We start from the raw sequence: 18,635 nt of genomic DNA, 5'->3' as shown, positions 1-18,635 counted from the left end.
GGCGCCGGCCGAGGGGGCCACGACGGTGTCAGAGACCGAACCGACGGGCGAGACCGGCGACCCAGCCGCGGGTGTCGACCGCCGCCAGGCCGCGCTCGTCGGGCTCTGTCTGCTCGGGCTCGTCGTCGCCGCGTTCGTCGCGCCGGTCGCGCCCGACGCGGGCGTCTTCGGGACCGGCGGGAGCGGCGCCGGAACCGGCGACGCGGCCGGCGACGGTGGTGGAAACGGGGGGTCGGACAGCGGCGGGGGCGGCGACGGCGGCGCGGGCGGAGGTGGCGCCGGGGGCGAGGGGGACGGTGTCGGCGGCAGTGACGGCGGCGGGGGCGGCCGCGTCATCGCCGAGGACGGCGACCCGATCCCGGTCCCCGGCGACGACGCGCCCCCCACGGAGCGGGGCTGCGGCGTCGTCGTCGAGAACGAGCCGGTGCCGGGCGGGGTCGTCCGCGTCAGCGTCTACGAGGACCTGGAACCCGCCGACGGGGTCCCGGTCTGGTTCGGCGACCGGTTCGTCGGCCGGACGGGCCCGACCGGTAGCGTCAGCGGCCGCGCGCCCTACACCCGCGAGCTGAACGTCACCGTCCGGGTGCCGGGCGAGGACTGCGAGTTCTTCCGGCGCCCCTACGACACCGGCGGGGACGCCGGCGACGCGGCCGCCGGGAGTGCCGACCTGTCGGGGCTCCGTCTCGCGTCGCTCGCCGGCGGGCAAGTAGCCGCCGCCTGGACCCAAGACAGCGACGGGAACGACACCGCCGCCTACGAGGTCGACGGGGCCGTCGAGCTCTCGGTGGTCGGCGACCCCTACCCGGGAACGAACGTGACCCTCCTCGCGGAAGTGGAGGACGTGCCGATGCGGCGTGCGGCCGTCGCCGTCGACGGCGAGCGCGTCGGGCAGACGACCGCCGACGGCCGGTACGAACTCGCGGTCCCGTCCGACGCCGAGTCGGTGTCCGTGACCGTCGAGCGGGGCGACTTCTCGGGGTCGCGGACCGTCGACGTGTGGCTGCTCGACGCCGCCGTCCGTCCCCAGGAGGGACTGCCCGTCCCCGGCGAGCCGGCGCTGGTGAGCGCCGCCGCGGGACCAGAACCCGCAGAGGATGCCCGGGTCACTCTCGACGGGACGCGACTGGGACGCGCCGACGAGAACGGGACGGTCGGGTTCGCACTGCCGGCGGATCCCAGGGGCACGATCGCGGTCGAGACGGACCGGCAGTCGACGACGGTCCCGCTGTGGACCGCCTACGCGTCGACGATACTGGCGAGCGCGCTCCTGGTGGTCGGCGGCGTCGTCGGGACCGGGGCCGCCGCGCGCCGACGCGGCCGTGGCGCGGCCAAGCGCGTGGCGACGTGGTGGGTCGCGGCTGCCGTCCTGTTCGTCGGCCTCGCCGTCGGCGAGGGGCGCGGACTGTTCGCCGCGGCCGGGTTCGTCGCCCTCGTCGCCGCGGTCCGTCACCGCCGGGCGGTCGGAGCAGGCGGGCGGACGCTCGCCGAACAGTCGAGCGGGGCCGTCGCCTGGGCTCGCCGGACCGCGCTCGCGGTCGCCGACGGCGTGGCGGCCGGGCTCGACCGGCTCGCGGCGCTGCTCGGCCGGATCGCGGGCCGCGTCGCCGACCTCCCGCTGTCGGTCCGGGCGCTGGCCGCCCGGCTCGGGGCCTGGTTCCGGGCGTTCCCCGGGCGGACTCGCCGATATCTCGCCGCCCGTCTCACGCTCCGGCGGGTCGCAGCCGCCGCGCTGGCGACCGGACTGCTCGCGGGGCTCACGTATCGGTTCGGCCCCCTCGGCTTGCTCGCCGGTCTGGTCGCGCTCTGGGTCGCAGTCGTCGCCTACCGCCGGTGGACTCGCGAGGAACCGAACGCGGACGACGGGGACGGGACGGACGCCCACTCGACGGTCACGACCGGCCGGACGGCGACCGGTGGCGACGGAGCGAGTGCGACGGACCGCTCGATCCGGGCGCTCTGGCGGCGGTTCGCCCGGTGGGTCCTGCCGGGGCGGTGGCGCCAGTCGACGCCGGGCGAGGTGTCGCGGGCGGCCGTCGAGCGCGGGTGGCCCGAGCGGCCGGTGCGGGCGCTGACCGACGCGTTCCGCGAGGTCGAGTACGGCGACCGGAGCGCCGACGACCGGAGCGAGCGGGCCCGGGAGGCCTTCGAGACCATCGAGCGCGAGCGGGAGCAGAAACGTGAGCGGGACGGTGAGGAGTCGTGAACCGCTGGCTCGCGGCGGTGGTCGCCGCGCTGGGGACCGTCGCCATCGGCGCCGCGCTCCTGCTGGCGGTCGCGCTCACGCCGGTGACGGCGTCGGAGGCCGGCGGCGGCGCGCTGGCCGTCGCGCTGGTCGGCGTGGCGCTCGCGGCCGCCAAACTCTATCGCTCGGGCGCGAACGCCGAGGCGGTCGCGCCGGCGCCCTGGGAGGAGGGAGGTGAGCTGGTCGAGGGGACGCCGGAGGAGACCGCCGACCCGGCGGACGTGACCGGCGAGGAACTCGCGGAACTCGTCGACGAGGCGCGCGAGCGGGCCCGCGACGCCGAGACGGTCGAGGAGGGGTTCGCGGTCGTGCGCCGGCCGCTCCGGGAGGCGCTGACCCGCGTCCTCTCAGCCGGCGGCGCGGACCCCGACCAGGTGGAGGGGGCGCTGGCGACCGGCGCCTGGACGGACGACCGCGTCGCTGCGGCCGTCGTCGACGAGCGGGTCGACCTCCCGCGGCTGTCGCTGTGGGGGCGCCTGCGCGCCTGGCTGTTCCCCGAGCGGGTCGTCAGGCGCGGGACCGCCCGCGCGGTCGCGGCCATCGACGACGCCGCCGAGCGCGAACTCCCGCCCGTCGTCGGGGCCGACGCCCCGCGGACGACCCCGACGGTCGCGCCTGCCCTCGGGACTCTCAGGCGGGCAGCCGACGGGACCGTCCAGCGGGCCGACGCGGCCGCGCGACGACCGGGACGGGACGGCGGAGACCCGACCGACGGCGACGAGGACGCCGGTAGTGACGGATCCGGTGCCGACAGCGGCGGCGCGCCCGACGGCGACGGGACCCCGACCGAGGTGGACCAGGCGGACGAGGCGGATGACCTGATCGGGGAGGTGTGGGATGACGCGTAGGCGGCGGGTCCGCTGGCGCGGGGCGGTCGCAGCGGCGCTCGTCCTCGCCGTCGCGGGCGTCTGGAACCGCAGCGCGGCGCTCGTCCTCGGGGCCGCAATCCCGCTGGTCTTCGTCGCCTACGGGTCGCTCTCGACGGTGGACTCCCCCGACGATCTCTCCGTCAGCCGGACCGTGGACCCGACGCCGGCGCCCCCCGGACGCCCGGTCACGGTCACGCTCACGGCGACCAACGAGGGCGACCGGACGCTGTCGGACCTGCGGCTGGTCGACGGGGTACCCGACGACCTGCAGGTCGTCGACGGCTCGCCGCGAGCGGGCGCGACGCTCGACCCCGGCGAGTCGTGTGCCGTGGAGTACACGGTCGTCGCCCGCCGCGGCGAGTACGACTTCGCCCCGCCGCGGGCGCGCCTGCGGTCTGTCGGGGCGGGGACGGTCGCGACGACCGGGCTCCGGCCGGCGGGCGACGACCGGCTGGTCTGTCGGCTCGACGCCGACGCGCCGCCGCTGGCCGACCGGGGCGACGACTTCGTCGGTCGGCTCACCGCCGACCGGCCCGGACGGGGCGTGCAGTTCCACGCCACCCGGGAGTACCGCCACGGCGACGCCGCCGACCGCATCGACTGGCGCGGCTACGCCAGGCGGGGCGAACTCGCCACCGTCGAGTACGAGCGATGGGTCTCGACGACGGTCGTGGTCGTCCTCGACGCCCGCGAGCGCAACCGGGTCGCCGCTGGCCCCGGTCGCCCCACGGCCGTCGAGCGGTCGGCCTACGCCGCCGTCCGGACCGTCACGGCGCTCATGCGCGCCGGCCACGACGTGGGCCTGGCGGTCGTCGGTCGGAAGGCCCGGGGGCCGGGCGGGCTGGACTGGGTCGAGCCCGGAACCGGGTCGGACCACCGCTCGCGGCTGACGGCGAGCGTCGAGCGCGCCGTCGAGTACGACGTGGACACCCCCGTCGACGCGACCTACCAGTTCCGGAAGGTCGCCGAGCTCTCCGAACCGCGGGCGCAGTTGCTACTCGTCTCGCCACTGCTGGACGGGCGCCCGGTCGAGGCCGTCGAGACGTGGGCCTCGCTCGGCCGGGCGCAGACCGTCCTGTCGCCCGACGTGGTGTCGTCGACGACGGTCGGCGGGCGACTCGACGGTGTCCGCCGCCGGACCCGACTCGCGCGCTGTCAGTCGACGGGCGCCCGGACCGTCGACTGGCGCCGCGGGACGCCCCTGGCGCTCGTCCTGGAGTACGCGCTGGCGGTCGAGGCCAGGCGGTCGGCGGGGACTGCGGGGGGTGGCGCCTGATGCCGTTCGGGCCGCGCCTGGACCGCCCGTCGGCGGTCGGCGACGAGGGGCGACCCAGGGAGACGAGCCTCGCCGTCGCCGCCGCGACGGTCGTCGCGCTCGCGCTGGCGACCGGGTTCGTCCTCGGACAGCCGACGTTCCTGACGGGCCTCGGGTTCGTCGCCGGCCTCGCGACGGCCGGGGTCGCCCTGCTGGACCGCGACACGCTCGGCGAGACGGTCGTCGGCCACCTCCTCTTTCTCCCCGGCGCGACGCTGCTGGGCGTGCTCGTCGCCCTGACGCCCGGGAACCTCTACCTCGTCGGCGGCCACGCGCTCGCGCTGCTCGGGACGGCGGCCGCCTGGGCCGACGCCGCCGACGACGACGCGCTGGCGGGGGCGCTCTCGCAGGGGATCCGCTCGTACGCCTTCGGCCTGGTGTGGCTGTTCGGCGCCGTGGTCGCCATCGCCGCGGGGTATCTCGCCTGGCGGCTCGTCGACAGCACCGTCGCCGCCGAGGACCCCACCGTCGCCGCGGTCGGCTTCCTGTTCGTGCTCGGGGCCGTCCTCGGTGCCGTCCGCCTCTCGCTGGAGGGGATCCCGGTCGTCCAGCTGACGCCCAGGGGCCGGCGCGACGCCGTCCGGGCGCGGCTCGGGCGAACCAGACGGGTCCTCGCCGTCGCGGCCGCCGCGACCGTCGGGGTCGGGCTCCTCTCGCTGGTGTTTACCGCCACCGACTCCCCGGCGCTGGCGCTCGTCCCCGGGGCGACCGCGGTCGTGGCGGCGCTCACGTCGGCGTTCGTCGTCGGCCCGCTGCTGGTCGCCGGCGCCCTCGCGATCCTGGCTGCGGGCGTCGCCGTCGCCGCCCGGCAGATCACCCAGCGCTACGACGAGCGGAGGACGGAGACGGTCGCGGCCGCCGTCGCCGGCGGGGGCTATCTGGTCGTCCTCCTGTTCGGCGTCGTCCCGGAGGCGGCCGGCCTCCTCGCCCTCAGCCCGTTCGTCTTCCTCGCCGGTGTGTTGCTCGCGCCGCTGGCGGTGTTTCTCGCGGTCGGCCTCGCGCTGGTCGCCGTCCGGATCGACCTGTTCCCCGAGCGGGCCGGCGGCCCCGCGCTCGCGGCCGCCGGGCTCGTCGTCGCCGCCGTCGGCGCCGACTCGATGGGCCTGCCCGCGCCGCTCGTGTTCGCGACCGTCGCGGGCGCGCTGGTCGTCTGGGACGCCGGCTCCTTCGGCCTGGGCCTGACCGCCGAACTCGGCCACCGGCCCGAGACCAGGCGGCTCGAACTGTACCACGGCGTCTTCGCCGTCGGGATCGGCGCGGCAGCCGTCCTCGGCGCGACGGCGCTGTACGCCGTCCGAACGAGCGCCGGCGGCGGCCACACCCTCGCCATGACCGCCGCCGTCGTCGGGACGCTACTGCTCGGCGCGCTGTTGCGCGGGTGAGTCGGAGACGGCGACGGAACGCATAGATTCTTGTCGGTGGGGTCACAGGCGTCGGTATGGCCGAGACGGAACTGACCGTCGACGAGGCGACCGAGGTCTGTCTCGACGTGGTCGAGCGCGTCGAGGAGGCCGTCGTCGTCGAGCGGTCGGTGCTGTTCGAGACGCTCGCGGCCGTCGTCGCCCGGGGCCACGTCCTCGTCGAGGACGTGCCGGGCACGGGCAAGACGGTGCTGGCCCGCGTCCTCGCGGAGTCGCTGGGCCTGGGGTTCACCCGCCTGCAGTTCACGCCCGACCTGCTCCCGGCGGACGTGACCGGCTCGAACGTCTACAACGAGCACGAACGCGAGTTCGAGTTCGCGGAGGGGCCGGTGTTCACCAACGTCGTCCTGGCCGACGAGATCAACCGCGCGCCGCCGAAGACCCAGGCCGCCCTGCTGGAATCGATGGAGGAGGGGCAGGTCAGCGTCGACGGGACGACCCACCCGCTGCCGGAGCCGTTCGTCGTGATCGCCACGCAGAACCCCGTCGAACAGGAGGGGACCTTCCGGCTGCCCGAGGCCCAGCGGGACCGGTTCGCGGTGAAGACCTCGATGGGCTACCCCGACGTGGACGGCGAGATGGACCTGCTGGACAAGCGGGCCGGCAGGCGGTCGCTCGCGCCCAGCGTCGACCCCGTGGTCGATCCCGACACCGTCCTCGCGCTACAGGACCTCGCCGAGGACGTGCGCGTCGACGACAAGGTCAGGCGGTACATCATCGATATCGCACGGGAGACACGCGAAGACGGCCGGACCGACATCGGCGTCTCACCGCGGGGCATCCAGCGCGTCTTCGAGGCGGTGCGGGCGGGCGCCGTCGTCGCGGGCCGCGACTACGCGACCCCCGACGACGTGAAGCGGCTCGCCCGGGCGACGATGGCCCACCGGCTCGTGCTGACGACCGAGGCGACCGTCGAGGGCGTCGACCCCGAGGCGGTGGTCTCCGATGCCCTCGCTGCGGTCGACGTGCCCGCCGTCTCGCCCGACGCGCCCGATCCGGGCGGGAAAGAGGGAGAGAACCGAAACGGGGCCGAGCCAGGCGAGCCGGACCGACCGCGCGTCGACGGCGGGGACGATGGTCGCGGGATCGGCGACGCCCGGCGCGACGACCGCGAACGCGGGACCGGCGAAGACGACGACCGCGGCGGACCCGACCCGGGCGACCCCCTGTAACCGACAGCGTTTTTCCCGCGGCCCGCCCGTGATCGGAGCGTGACTATCCGCGGCGTCGTCGTCGACGTGAGCGACCCGAAGACGGTCTCGACGCAGTACGGCGAGAGCGAACTCGTCGAGGTGGACCTGCGGCCCGACCGGGGCCGGGGCGAGCCGACGACCGTCACGCTGTGGGACAAGTGGACCGAGACGGCGACGTACCTCGAAGCCGGGATGGAACTCGCCGTCACGAACCCCGAGGAACGGGAGTACCGCGGCGAGCAGCAGTTCTCGACGACCGGCGACTCGATGGTCGTCGTCGAACCGGACTTCCTCGTGGACGTGACCGACGTGCGCTCGTGGGTGCAGTGCCCGCGGATGTACTACCTCAACAAGATCGGCGGCACGCCCAACGCCTACCCGGTCGTCAAGGGGACCATCGTCCACGAGGTGTTCGGCGACCTGCTTCGTGGTCGGGATCTTGACGAGTCGATCGACGAGCGCGTCGAGGAGGCGGGCCTCGAACTCGGGATGCTCGGCCGGAGCGCCGACGAGGTCCGCGAGGAGGTGCGACAGAACGCCTCGGCCATCGAGGGGTGGCTCCAGCAGGGCACCCTGACCGACGAAGACGAGTGGCGCTCGGAGATGACCTTAGTCAGCGAGACCTACGGGCTGAAGGGGCGAGCGGACGCCGTCCGCCGGGGGATGCCCGTCGAGCTGAAGACGGGCAAGAACACCAAGCGCGACCCCCGCTTCCACGACAAGGTACAGGCGACCTGCTACGCGCTCATCCTGGGGGAGCGCCGGGGCGAACCGCCCGACACGGGCACCCTCCTCTACACGAAGAACGCGGCCGTCGAGCGCACCGAGGAGAGCGGCGACCTCTCGCCGGCCAAGGAGTTCTCTATCGGCTCGGGCTTCCTGAAGTTCGTCCTCCGCACCCGGAACGCGCTGGCGGCGATGGAGTACGGCGTCGACGTGCCGACCGGCTACGAGGCCGACGCCAAGTGCGAGTACTGCTTCGAGCAGGACACCTGCATGGCCGTCTCCGGCCGGCTGGACCAGGAGTCGAAGGCCGGCCGGGTCGGCTCGCCGATCCCCGAGGAGGAACGGGAGTACTTCGACCGCGTCTACGAGTCCATCGAACGCGAGCGGCGCGCAGTCCACCGCGAGTACGCGAAGCTCTGGGAGCAGAGTCCCGAGGAGCGGGCCGACGACGACCGCGCACTGGTGGACCTCGAACCCACCGAGCGGGCCGAACTCGACGGCGGCCGCTGGGAACTGCGCGCCCGCGGAACCGGCGCCGTCTCGAAGATCCGCGAGGGCGACCTGGTACTGGCCAGCGACGGCGACCCGATCCGCGGCGAGGCCGAACTCGCTCGGGTCGAACGGCTCGGCGGCGGCGTCGACGATCCCGAGTCCGACGAGAAGGGTCCGGAGATCGTCGTCACGGCCGACGAACCTGTCGAACTGCGCCGCATCGACGTGTACCCCTCCGAACTCTCGACCGACCGGATGCTCACCGCCCTGCACGACGCCGTCCTCACGCAGTCGCCCGACGAGAAGGACGTGCTGTTCGGCCGCCGCGAGCCCGAGTTCTCGGCCGTCGAGGAGACGTTCGTCCCGAACAACGACGCCCAGGACGAGGCCGTCTCGCTCGCCGTCGGCTGCGAGGACTGCGCGCTGGTCCACGGGCCGCCCGGGACCGGCAAGACGTATACGCTGGCACACATCGTGCAAGCGCTGGTCGACCGGGGGGAGCGCGTCCTGCTCTCGGCGTTCACGAATCGCGCGGTCGACAACGCGCTCGAAGCGCTCGTCGAGCAGGGCTTCGACGAGTTCGTCCGCGTCGGCACCGAGAGCGGGGTCCGCGACGACATGGGGGAGTACCGGCTGGAGCGGGCCGGCGACCCCGACGAGCGCGTGGCCGAACTGCGGGACGCGGATGTCGTCGCGGCGACGACGGCCACCTGCGGCTCGCGGATCATGCGCGAGCAGGAGTTCGACGTTGCCGTCGTCGACGAGGCGGGTCAGCTCACCGAACCCGGGACGCTCGCCGCGACGAACCTCGCCGAGCGGTTCGTCCTCGTGGGCGACCACCAGCAACTGCCGCCCGTGGTCCAGGCCGACGAGCCCGAGCCCGACGACCTCCCGACCGGCGACGACGGGAATCCCGCTCCCGGCGCCACGCTCTCCCGGTCGCTGTTCCAGCGGCTCATTGAACGATACCCCGACGCCGGCGTGATGCTCGACCGCCAGTACCGCATGGCCCAGCGCATCCAGGCGTTCGCCTCCCGCGAGTTCTACGACGGCCAGCTACGCCCGGCGACGGGCGAGGTGGCCGGTCAGCGCCTCAGCCAGCTCGACGGCGTCGACGTGGCGGCGCTTCCCGACCACCTCCGCGAGCAGGTCGCGTTCGTCGATCCCGACGGGAGCGCGAGGGGCAACACGAACCCGACGGAGGCGGACGCGGTCGCCGAGACCGTCGCGGCCTACCGCGAGGCGGGCGTCCCGGCCGGCGAGATCGGCGTCATCGCGCCGTTCCGCGCGCAGGTCGCGGAGATCGGCAAACGGCTCCCCGACGCGGTCGCCGTCGACACCGTCGACCGCTTCCAGGGCTCCAGCAAGGAGGTCATCGTCATCTCGTTCGTCGCCACGGGCTCGCTCGACTCCCCGATCTTCGAGGACTACCGCCGCGTCAACGTCGCGCTCACGCGAGCGAAGAAGGCGCTCGTCCTCGTCGGCGACGCCGACGCGCTCGCCACCGACGACACCTACGGCCGCATGGTCGAGTGGGCGCGCTGACCCCACCGACCCGATATCCGCCTTCGAACCCGTCACTCGCCGAGTTCCACTTCCGCCCCGTGGCTATCACTTTTGACTAGCGAATCGTCGCTCCACTTTCACCGTGTGGCCGGGTTTTATCCCTAGTTCCGTACCGTTTCAGTTTCACTCCGTGGCGGAGATTTTAGTAGTGGTATCGCCGCCGAGAGATGTCGCCGCTGTGGGAAGGTATAAGCGGGCGGCGGACTCGGAGGCGGGTATGTTCCGGCTGGTCGCGGCGAGCGAGGCGATCCGCGGGGCGGTCCCGGCGGAGCTGGTGCCGGTGTTCGGGTTCGTCACGGTCCTCGGAGGGTCGAAGTTCCTGATGGTCGCGCTGTCGCTGGCGTACTGGAACGACGGGTCCCGCCGACGGGAACTGCTGACGGTGGTCGGCGTGGCGTTCGTCGCGGTGTCGGTGACCCTGGCGCTGAAGTACGGATTCGGCCTGCCGAGGCCGCCGGCGGCCGCCCGGCGGGTCGCGGTCGACCCCAGCCCGGTCGGGTTCCCGAGCGGCCACGCCATCGCGGCGACGACCGTCTACGGCGGCGTGCTGGTCGCGCTCGACCGCTACCGCGACCCGAAGCTCCTCGCGGGAGCCGGCGCGCTGGTGGCGCTCGTCGGCCTCTCGCGGGTCGTCATCGGCGTCCACTACCTCGGCGACGTGCTGGCCGGCTTCGCCGTGGGACTGGTGATGGTCGGCGTGGTCGCCGTCGCCCTCGACCGCGGGCCGACCTCGGTGTTCGGCCTCGCGGTCGTCTGCTCGGTCCCGGCGGTGCTCCTGGCTGCGGCCCCTGGTGATGCGGCGCTCGCGATGGGCGGCAGCGTCGGCGGCCTGGCGGGCGCGGCGTGGCGGACCGGCGCCGAGCGGTTCCGCTCGCTGGTCGAGCGCGTCGCGGTCACGGCCGGCGGGGTGGCGTACCTCGTGGCGGCCATCGCTGTCGTCGAGACCGTGGAACCGCTGTTTCTCCCCGCGGCGGCCGCCAACGCCGCGCTGACCTTCGGGATCGTCGCGCTCCCGTCGCTCGTCGGCCGGTTCGACGCGTTCGCGGGGGCGAGCGCGGCCGACTGAGCCGGTGGGCGGCGCCGAGACGCCAGGGGGCCACCGACCGGCAGGTTCTCGGCGACGGCCGTGCTACGGGCGGTCATGCCGGTCGAACTCCCACTGGGCGAGGGGACCGTCTCCGTCTCGCTCCCCGACTGCGACGTGACCGTCTGCCGACCGCCCGGCGGCGGGGCGGTCGACCCGCGCGAGGCCGCCGAGGCGGCGGTCGCCGACCCGCACGGCCCGCAACTCGCCCGCCGCGTCGACCCCGACGACACGGTCGGGATCGTCGTCACGGACGTGACCCGCGCCACCCCCGACGACGTGCTGCTGGACGTGCTGCTCGACGAACTCCGGACGGCCGGTGTCGCCCGCGAGCAGGTGACCGTGATCATCGGCCTCGGCCTCCACCGGCCGATGAGCGACGCGGAGATCGAGCGCGCGCTCGGCGACCACGCCGATCTGGCCGTCAACCACGACCCCGACGCGACGGTCGAGGTCGGGACGGTCGAGGGGACAGCCATCGAGATCAACGAGACGCTGACGCGGGTCGACACCGTCCTCGCGACGGGGATGGTCGAGCCCCACCAGTACGCCGGCTTCTCCGGCGGCGCGAAGACCGTCGTCGTCGGCGCCGGCGGCGAGTCGCAGATCGGCTACTCCCACGGCCCCGAACTGCTCGCGCGCGACGGCGTCCGCCTCGGCCGCGTCGAGGACAACCCCTTCCGCGCGTTCGTCGACGAGGCGGGCGATCTGGTGGATGTCGCGTTCTCACTGAACGTCACCCACGGCCCGAGCGGCATCCTCGGCGCCGCCGCGGGCGATCCCCGGAGCGTGGTCCGCGACCTGGCCGACACGGCCCGCGACGCGCTCGCGACGCCCGTCGAGGACGGCTACGACGCCGTCGTCGCCGGCGTCGGCGCGCCGAAGGACGCCAACCTCTACCAGACCACGCGGGCCGCCACGTACGTCGTGCTGGGGGCGCACAACCCGCTCCGGGAAGGCGGCCGGGTCGTGATCCCGGCGGCGCTGCCCGAGGGCGCCGGCGAAGGGACGGGCGAGCGACGGTTCTACGACTGGCTCTCCGGCGCCGAGAGCGCCGGGGTGCTCTACGACGAGATGCGCGAGGGGTACGAACCCGGCGCTCAGCGGGCGTTCGTCGTCGCCCGCGCGCTTCGGGACCACGACATCTACATCACGGACAGCGAGGCGCCCGAGGTGGTCGAAGAGTGCCTGATGTACGCCCGCGACTCCGTCACCGACGCCGTCGAACCCGGCAGTGACGTGCTGGTCGTCCCCGACGCGCTCGACACGCTGCTGGTCTGAACAGCACGGCGGCGCGCGTCCGGCTCGACTCCGTTCGGTCCGTTCCCGCTCAGTTCGCGCCGAGCCCGGTCTCTGCGCTCTCTCCGCCGATCTCCTCCATCACGCGCTCGTGGAAGCGCTGGAGCACCTCGCTCTCGTCCTCGGCGAGGACCACGTCCGAGGCCATCAGCGTCGCGAGCCCGAACGCCCGCGGCGACGGCGACTGCACGCGGAAGTGCTCGACGGCGACCTCTCCGTGCTCGATGGCTTCCAGTACGTCCTCGATGGCGCCGACGTTGAGCTTGTCCTCCAGGATCTCGCGGTAGGTCTCCTCGATCACGGCGAACCCGTCGAGGTCCTCGGCGAACCCCAGCAACATCTCGGAGTTCATCTGCTGCTCCGCCGCGGACTTCTCGTAACCCTTGTACCGCTTCAGGATCATCAGCGCCCGCGTCGCGTTGATGCGGAAGTACCGCTGGAGGAGGTCGGTCCCCTCCAGGCTCGCTCGCAGGTCATCGCGTACGTCGGCGGGGCGGATGTCGTCGATCACCCCCAGCACGTCGACCTTCCGGTTCAGCGGCATCGAGAGGGTAAAGCCGTTGTCGGCGACGGCGACCTGGACGTTCGCGTTGGCCTCGCGGGCGATCCGGTAGGCCAACAGTCGGGAGAACCCGTCGTTGAACCGCCGGCCGTAGTTCGAGTGGACGTAGTAGCGGCGCTCGTACTCCTCGCGGTCGAGCTCCTCCTCGACGGCCAGCCGCTCGTCGGTGCTGACGCTCTCGAAGCCCGCGTACTTCACCTGCTCCTCGAACATCCGCGCGACGGCGCGGACGCTGTTCTCGTCCAGCGGGAACTCCCGCAGCCAGTGGCGCACGGCGCCGGCACCACCCCGGTCGAGCTTGTCCAGCAGTTCCCGCTGGAAGGTCAGAATCTCCCGGCCGAGGTCGTAGGAGAGCGGTAGCCGCTCGGAGAACCACGACGGGACGGTCGGGCGAGCGCTCGTCGGGTCGACGTACACCTTCGACCCGCGGCGGTAACGGTACTCGAAGTTCTGCCCGCCGAGGACGAACACGTCGCCCGATTCGAGGGTGTCGAGGTACTCCTCGTCGAGCTGGCCGACCCACTCGTCGCCCGAGCGGGTGAACACGTCGCAGGTAAAGGAGTCGGGGATGGTACCGATGTTGGTCATGTAGATGACCCGCGCGAGCCGCCCGCGCTTGCCCATCAGGTCCTCGCCGACGGGGTAGTCCTCGTAGTGGTGTTCCCCGTCGGGGGCGTCGTTGGTGTCGCGCCACACCTTCGCGTAGACGTTCTTGTCCTCCATCCCCGCGTAGTCGGCGGTGAGATAGCGCAGCAGCGACTCCCACTCCTCGTCGGTGTAGTTCCGGTACGGATAGGCCCGTTCGAGGATCCCCCGGATCTCCGCCTCCGGCCGGACCTCGGCGATGGCCATGCCGTAGACGTGCTGGGCGGCCACGTCCTGGGCGCGCTCGGGGACGAACACGCGGTCGACGAACCCCGCCTCGGCCTTCTTGAGCATCACCGCGCACTCGACGAGTTCGTCCCGGTCCAGCGCGACGACCCGCCCCGTGACGGTCTCCCCGAGCTGGTGGCCGGCCCGACCCACCCGCTGGAGCAGGGCGGCGACCGATTTGGGCGAGCCGACCTGCACCACGAGGTCGATGTACGGCATATCGATGCCCAGTTCCAGGCTCGTCGAGGTCGTCACCACGTCGAGTTCGCCCTCCTTGAGCTTCCGTTCGATCTCCTGGCGGCGCTCCTTCGAGAGGCTGCCGTGGTGACAGCCGGAGTTGTCCTCGTCGTACTCGTCGTTGCGCTCCCGGAGGTTGTGCAGGACGCGCTCGGCGCCCGACCGGGTGTTCGTGAACACCAGCGTGTTGGTGTGGTCCTGAATGAGGTCGTGCAGGTCGCGGTAGAACCTGTCGTTGACCACGTCCGGCGGCGTGTTCACCAGGTCGTCGGTCGGACAGACCAGTTCCATGTCGAACTCGCGAGCGAACCGAGCGTCGACGAGTTCGTAGTCGCGCGGGTCGCCGCCGGGCGCCTCCTGCCCCACGAGGAACTCCGCCATCGCGTCGAGCGGTTCGACCGTCGCCGAGCAGCCGATGCGGGTGGGCGACCCGTCGGCCAGGGCCTCCAGCCGCTCCAGCGACACCGAGAGGTGCGTCCCCCGCTTGTTCTCGGCGAGGCTGTGGATCTCGTCGACGACGACGTACTCGACCGTTCGGAGCTTCTCCCGGAACTTGGGGCTGTTGAGGAGGATCGCGAGCGTCTCCGGCGTCGTGTTGAGGATGTGCGGCGTCTCCGTCAGCATCTTCTGCCGGTCGGCGTCGCTGGTGTCGCCGTGACGGATCGCGTGGCGGATCTCCGCGTCCTCGCCGCGCTCGTCCAGTTTCTCGGTGATGCCGTCGAGCGGCACCTCCAGGTTGCGGTGGATGTCATTGGCGAGCGACTTGAGGGGAGAGACGTACAGGCAGTAGACGGAGTTGTCCAGTCCCTCGGCGCGCTCGCGGCGGAACAGCTCGTTGATGATCGCACAGAACGCGCTCTGAGTCTTGCCGGATCCCGTCGGCGCCGCGACGAGCGCGTTCTCGCCCTCGTGGATGAGCGGGACGGCCTCCTTCTGGGGCGGCGTGAAGAAGCCGCCGTTCTCGGGGACGAACGCGCCGAACTGCTCGACCCACCACTCCCGGACCGGCGGCTCCAGCAGGTCGAGCACGTGGCCGTCGTCGATCTCGGCGTCGGCGGCGTCGACACCCACGTCTGCCGCGTCCAGCAACTCGCGTCCTCCCATGTGGCCTCGGCTCTCCGGTTGGGACCCCGCCGTCAAGTGGGTTTGGACCGTGGACTGAAAGTGGTCGCGGGGCAGGGACGCGTTCGGACCGGCGGCGGCACGACACGACTTTTCAGCGCCCCGCCCGAGGGAGCAGGTATGCGCGTCACCTTCCTCGGTACCGGGAGCGCCATGCCGACCGGCGAGCGCTTCCAGACGGGGCTGTTGCTGGGGTCGGACGGCGGGAACCTGCTGGTCGACTGCGGCAGCGGCGTCATCCACGGCCTCCAGCGGACCGACGTTGGATACGAGGGCGTCGACGCCGTCCTGCTGACCCACCACCACCTCGACCACGTCTCCGACCTCATGCCCCTGCTGAAGGCCCGCTGGCTCGCCGGCGCGACGGAGTTGACGGTCGCCGGTCCCGAGGGCACCGAAGAGCTGGTCACTGACCTTCTGGGCGTCCACGACTATATGCGGGACCGGATGGACCTGTCCTTCCGGGAGGTCGGCCCCGAACCGTTCTCGCTCGCCGGCTTCGACGTGACCGGCTTCGAGGTCCGCCACTCGATGTACTGTCTCGCCTATCGGTTCGAGGAGTCGGAGTCGTCGGTGTCGGACGAGGGCGACCGCCCGGCGTTCGTCTTCAGCGGCGACACCGAGGCGTTCCCCGGACTCGTCGACTTCGCGGACGGCGCTGCCGTGCTGGCTCACGACTGCTCGTTCCCCGACAGTGTCGACGTGGACAACCACCCCACGCCGAGCGAGTTGGGTGCGGTGCTGGCCGAGGCCGAGGGAGAGGTCGGCCGTGTCTACCTGACCCACCTCTATCCGCACACCGACGGCCACCACGACGAGATGCTGGATTCGATCGGCGACAACTACGACGGCGACGTTCGCTTCGCCTCCGACGGCCTCTCGCTCGATATCGACTGACCCGTTCGTCGCACCCGGTCGGTTCTCGATCGGGGCCCGACTCGTTCGCTCGCTGGAGTCGCTACCGTACTCGACAGCGAGCGCTGAAAGCCCTCGACACGCTCGCGGTCGCTGACCGGGATATCCGCGCTCGGACAGCCGCACCGCCCCGCACTCGCGCGGATAGTGCCCGCTCAGACGACTGAACTGCACGCGAGCGCGCCTCACCCTTTCAGTCCACCAGGAGAGCAAGCTCTCCTGAGCCCTGCCTCGCTTCGCTCGGCAGGACGCCAGGAACAGCACAGCGCGGCACCGCGACCGCCCCGCACGGCACCGCAGACGGCCACGAGCCTCCCCAGCCGATTCGGTGTCTGCGGGCGACCCGAGCGTCGCCCGCACGGCCCGAGGGACCTCCGGTCCCTCGCTGCTCGTCGCAAGCTCCTGCGCGCCTCATCCCTCGCGCGATTTCTGTCGCGAAACGAGACTCGCGACAGCGCACGCCACTGTGTGTGGTCCCATAGCCACAGTCAATCCCCACCGCCCATCCGGTCGGAGAAGTCCCAGGTGTAGGCCCGGTCGATATCGACTCGGATGCGCACCTCGTCGCGGTCGGGCGAGAGCAGTCGCCGGGCGAGTTTCGAGTCGGTGTCCCCGAGATACCGCTCGACGAGGTCGCGGAGCACCGCCTTGTCCTCGTCGGGTGCGATGTCGGCGGTACCCGCGCCGCGGACGCCGCGGTAGGGCACGTCGTTGGTCGAGATCTCGAAGGCGACTTCGGGGTTCTCGCGGAGGTACCGGACGACCTTGGCGTTCGCGCCGGTGGCGCACTCCAGGTGACCGTCGCGGTAGCGGTACCACAGCGAGAGCATCCAGAGGCCGCCCCCGGGCGTGTGGGTCGCGAGCCGTACCGGGATGGTCCGCTCGTCGAGGAACTGTTTGGCCCGCTCGCGGTCCCAGTCGCCGGTGACGGTCTCCATGGGGATCGTGTGAGAGTCCGGACGCCAGCGGGATAAATCCGGGTTCGGGCGTCGGAGGTGTCGGTCAGCGGGCCGGACCGCCGCGACGCAGCGGCGTCCCCGAGCGCTCCGAGTGCCGGAGGGTATGCGATCACCCTCGTACGCGGACCTTTCTCGGAGACGGCCACCAGCGACGGTGGGCGTAACCTGAGCATAACGAAGGTTCACAGTACGTATTCCGGGCGTATGACGAACGACGACACCGGCACCGGGATCGACAGGCGAGGAGTGCTGAAGACGATCGGCGGGGCGACGGCCGGAATCGGTCTCCTGTCGGGCACGGCGAGCGCACACAGGTGGGCGTTCGACGGCTGCGAGTCGGTCTGCACCGACACCGACGGCAACTACGCGGTCGTCGAAGCGGGCGTGCGATACGAGGGTCGGAAGCTGCCGGCCGCTCCCGAGCGCGACGCGCCGTGGGGCCACGACAACACGTTCTGCTACACCGCGGCGGACGACGAGCGGGTCGTCGCCTTCATCGAGGAGGACGAGTACAGGAAAGGCGAGGGCTGCACCCTCCACGTGAACCCGAACGACTGCGTCAGCGTCGGGGCCGACGAGATACTGAGCCTGATAGACCGCGACACCATCGGCGCGTGCGACGACGTGCTCTACCCGGCCTGCGACCCGACGCTCCCCGAGGCCGACTGGGTCGACTTCGCCAGGACGTTCGAGGCCGAACGGGACGCCAGCGCGCAGTCGCTGATCCGGACGAGCGACGGCGGGTTCGCCCTCGTCGGGCGGCGGATGACCGGGGACGGGAACGTCGACGCTTCCCTCCTGGTGACGGACGGCGACGGGGACGTCGAGTTCGACCGGACCTACGGCGGCGACGAGACGGAGGTGACCTACGACGTCGTCGAGACGAGCGACGGGGGATTCGCCATGGCGGGGCTCACGAGGTCGTACGGGGAGGGTTCTTACAGCGCCTGGCTCGTGAAGACCGACGGTGACGGGAACGTCGAGTTCACCGAGGCGTACGGCGACGGCCTGCGGGACAGAGCGTTCGGCCTCGTCCAGACCGCGGACGGGGGCTTCGTGCTGGGCGGCGACACGACGCCGCCGGACAGCCTCGACAGTAGCTTCTATCTCGTGAAGACCGACGAAGCGGGCGACGAGACGTTCAGCCGGACGTACGACGGTGGGACGGCGAGGGCCATGATACAGACGAGCGACGGCGGGTTCGCACTGACCGGGTCGACGTTCCTGCAGGACTCCGACGAGAACGCCGCCCTGTTCCTCAAGACGGACGACGAGGGCGACGAGGAGTTCTCGACGGCGATCGACAGCGAGGGAGTCTGGTCGGCGAACGCGCTGGTCCAGACCGACGACGGCGGGTTCGCCCTCGCCGGCTCCGGCGTGGCCGAGGGCCGGGCCGGGGAGTGCTGGCTCGTGAAGACCGACGAAGCGGGCGAGGAGGAGTTCGTCAGGAGTTACGGCGGCGACGCGCTCGACCTGGCGGACGGGGTCGTCCAGACCGAGGACGGCGGGTACGCGCTGGCGGGACTCACGGAGTCGTTCGACGCCGGGGGCTCCGACATCTACTTCGTCAGGACCGACGAGAGCGGCGAGGTGACGAGCGAGCGGGTCTACGGAAGCTGCGGGCACGACCGGGCGAGAGACCTCGTCCGGACGACGGACGGTGGCTTCGCGCTCGCCGGCGACGTGGCCGGCTCGGAACGCATCCGACCCACCGAGATGGCGCTCGTGAAGACCGCGGCCGACCTCGAGTGACGCCGGCG

General features: G+C 72.4%; 12 protein-coding genes. 10 read left to right on the top strand and 2 right to left on the bottom strand.

Going from position 1 to position 18,635, the window contains the following annotated elements; genetic code table 11:
- Nucleotides 1-25: 25 nt before the first annotated feature.
- The 8 genes from ACMGFI_RS13905 (at nucleotide 26) to ACMGFI_RS13870 (ending at nucleotide 12,189) form a co-directional block, all read left to right on the top strand.
- Nucleotides 26-2,203, top strand: a complete 2,178-nt coding sequence (locus ACMGFI_RS13905) for a DUF4129 domain-containing protein (RefSeq protein WP_436910398.1) — start codon at nucleotides 26-28, stop codon at nucleotides 2,201-2,203.
- Nucleotides 2,200-3,090: a DUF7269 family protein gene (locus ACMGFI_RS13900; protein ID WP_436910396.1), complete on the top strand. Its 891-nt coding sequence runs from the start codon at nucleotides 2,200-2,202 to the stop codon at nucleotides 3,088-3,090. The genes ACMGFI_RS13905 and ACMGFI_RS13900 overlap by 4 nt, the downstream gene beginning before the upstream one ends.
- Nucleotides 3,080-4,387, top strand: a complete 1,308-nt coding sequence (locus ACMGFI_RS13895) for a DUF58 domain-containing protein (protein WP_436910394.1) — start codon at nucleotides 3,080-3,082, stop codon at nucleotides 4,385-4,387. The genes ACMGFI_RS13900 and ACMGFI_RS13895 overlap by 11 nt, the downstream gene beginning before the upstream one ends.
- Nucleotides 4,387-5,808: a DUF7519 family protein gene (locus ACMGFI_RS13890; protein ID WP_436910393.1), complete on the top strand. Its 1,422-nt coding sequence runs from the start codon at nucleotides 4,387-4,389 to the stop codon at nucleotides 5,806-5,808. Before ACMGFI_RS13895 ends, ACMGFI_RS13890 begins: the two co-directional genes overlap by 1 nt.
- A gap of 56 nt (nucleotides 5,809-5,864) precedes the next feature.
- Nucleotides 5,865-7,019 (top strand): AAA family ATPase, encoded by a 1,155-nt coding sequence (locus ACMGFI_RS13885; protein ID WP_436910391.1) that lies wholly within the window; start codon nucleotides 5,865-5,867, stop codon nucleotides 7,017-7,019.
- A 39-nt stretch (nucleotides 7,020-7,058) separates the two neighbouring features.
- Nucleotides 7,059-9,803, top strand: a complete 2,745-nt coding sequence (locus ACMGFI_RS13880; RefSeq protein ID WP_436910390.1) for an AAA domain-containing protein — start codon at nucleotides 7,059-7,061, stop codon at nucleotides 9,801-9,803.
- Nucleotides 9,804-10,041: 238 nt separating this feature from the next.
- Nucleotides 10,042-10,890, top strand: a complete 849-nt coding sequence (locus ACMGFI_RS13875; RefSeq protein ID WP_436910388.1) for a phosphatase PAP2 family protein — start codon at nucleotides 10,042-10,044, stop codon at nucleotides 10,888-10,890.
- A 75-nt stretch (nucleotides 10,891-10,965) separates the two neighbouring features.
- Nucleotides 10,966-12,189 carry a lactate racemase domain-containing protein gene (locus ACMGFI_RS13870; protein ID WP_436910386.1) on the top strand — a complete coding sequence of 408 codons (1,224 nt, stop codon included), beginning with the start codon at nucleotides 10,966-10,968 and terminating at the stop codon, nucleotides 12,187-12,189.
- A gap of 49 nt (nucleotides 12,190-12,238) precedes the next feature.
- On the opposite strand, the gene ACMGFI_RS13865 is transcribed toward ACMGFI_RS13870, so the two are convergent.
- On the bottom strand, nucleotides 12,239-14,983 hold the full coding sequence (locus ACMGFI_RS13865; protein ID WP_436910384.1) for an ATP-dependent helicase: 2,745 nt from the start codon (nucleotides 14,981-14,983) through the stop codon (nucleotides 12,239-12,241).
- A gap of 138 nt (nucleotides 14,984-15,121) precedes the next feature.
- On the opposite strand from ACMGFI_RS13865, the gene ACMGFI_RS13860 reads away from it, so the two are divergent.
- Nucleotides 15,122-15,898: an MBL fold metallo-hydrolase gene (locus tag ACMGFI_RS13860; RefSeq protein WP_436910382.1), complete on the top strand. Its 777-nt coding sequence runs from the start codon at nucleotides 15,122-15,124 to the stop codon at nucleotides 15,896-15,898.
- A 506-nt stretch (nucleotides 15,899-16,404) separates the two neighbouring features.
- Here the strand turns inward: ACMGFI_RS13860 and ACMGFI_RS13855 are convergent.
- Nucleotides 16,405-16,854: a pyridoxamine 5'-phosphate oxidase family protein gene (locus ACMGFI_RS13855; protein WP_436910381.1), complete on the bottom strand. Its 450-nt coding sequence runs from the start codon at nucleotides 16,852-16,854 to the stop codon at nucleotides 16,405-16,407.
- Nucleotides 16,855-17,079: 225 nt separating this feature from the next.
- Between ACMGFI_RS13855 and ACMGFI_RS13850 the strand changes: the two genes are divergently transcribed.
- Nucleotides 17,080-18,627: a hypothetical protein gene (locus ACMGFI_RS13850; protein ID WP_436910380.1), complete on the top strand. Its 1,548-nt coding sequence runs from the start codon at nucleotides 17,080-17,082 to the stop codon at nucleotides 18,625-18,627.
- Nucleotides 18,628-18,635: the final 8 nt, after the last annotated feature.

Source organism: Halosimplex marinum (genome assembly GCF_051414075.1).
Classification (GTDB): domain Archaea; phylum Halobacteriota; class Halobacteria; order Halobacteriales; family Haloarculaceae; genus Halosimplex; species Halosimplex marinum.
This window is presented reverse-complemented; position numbering and strand designations above follow the sequence as displayed.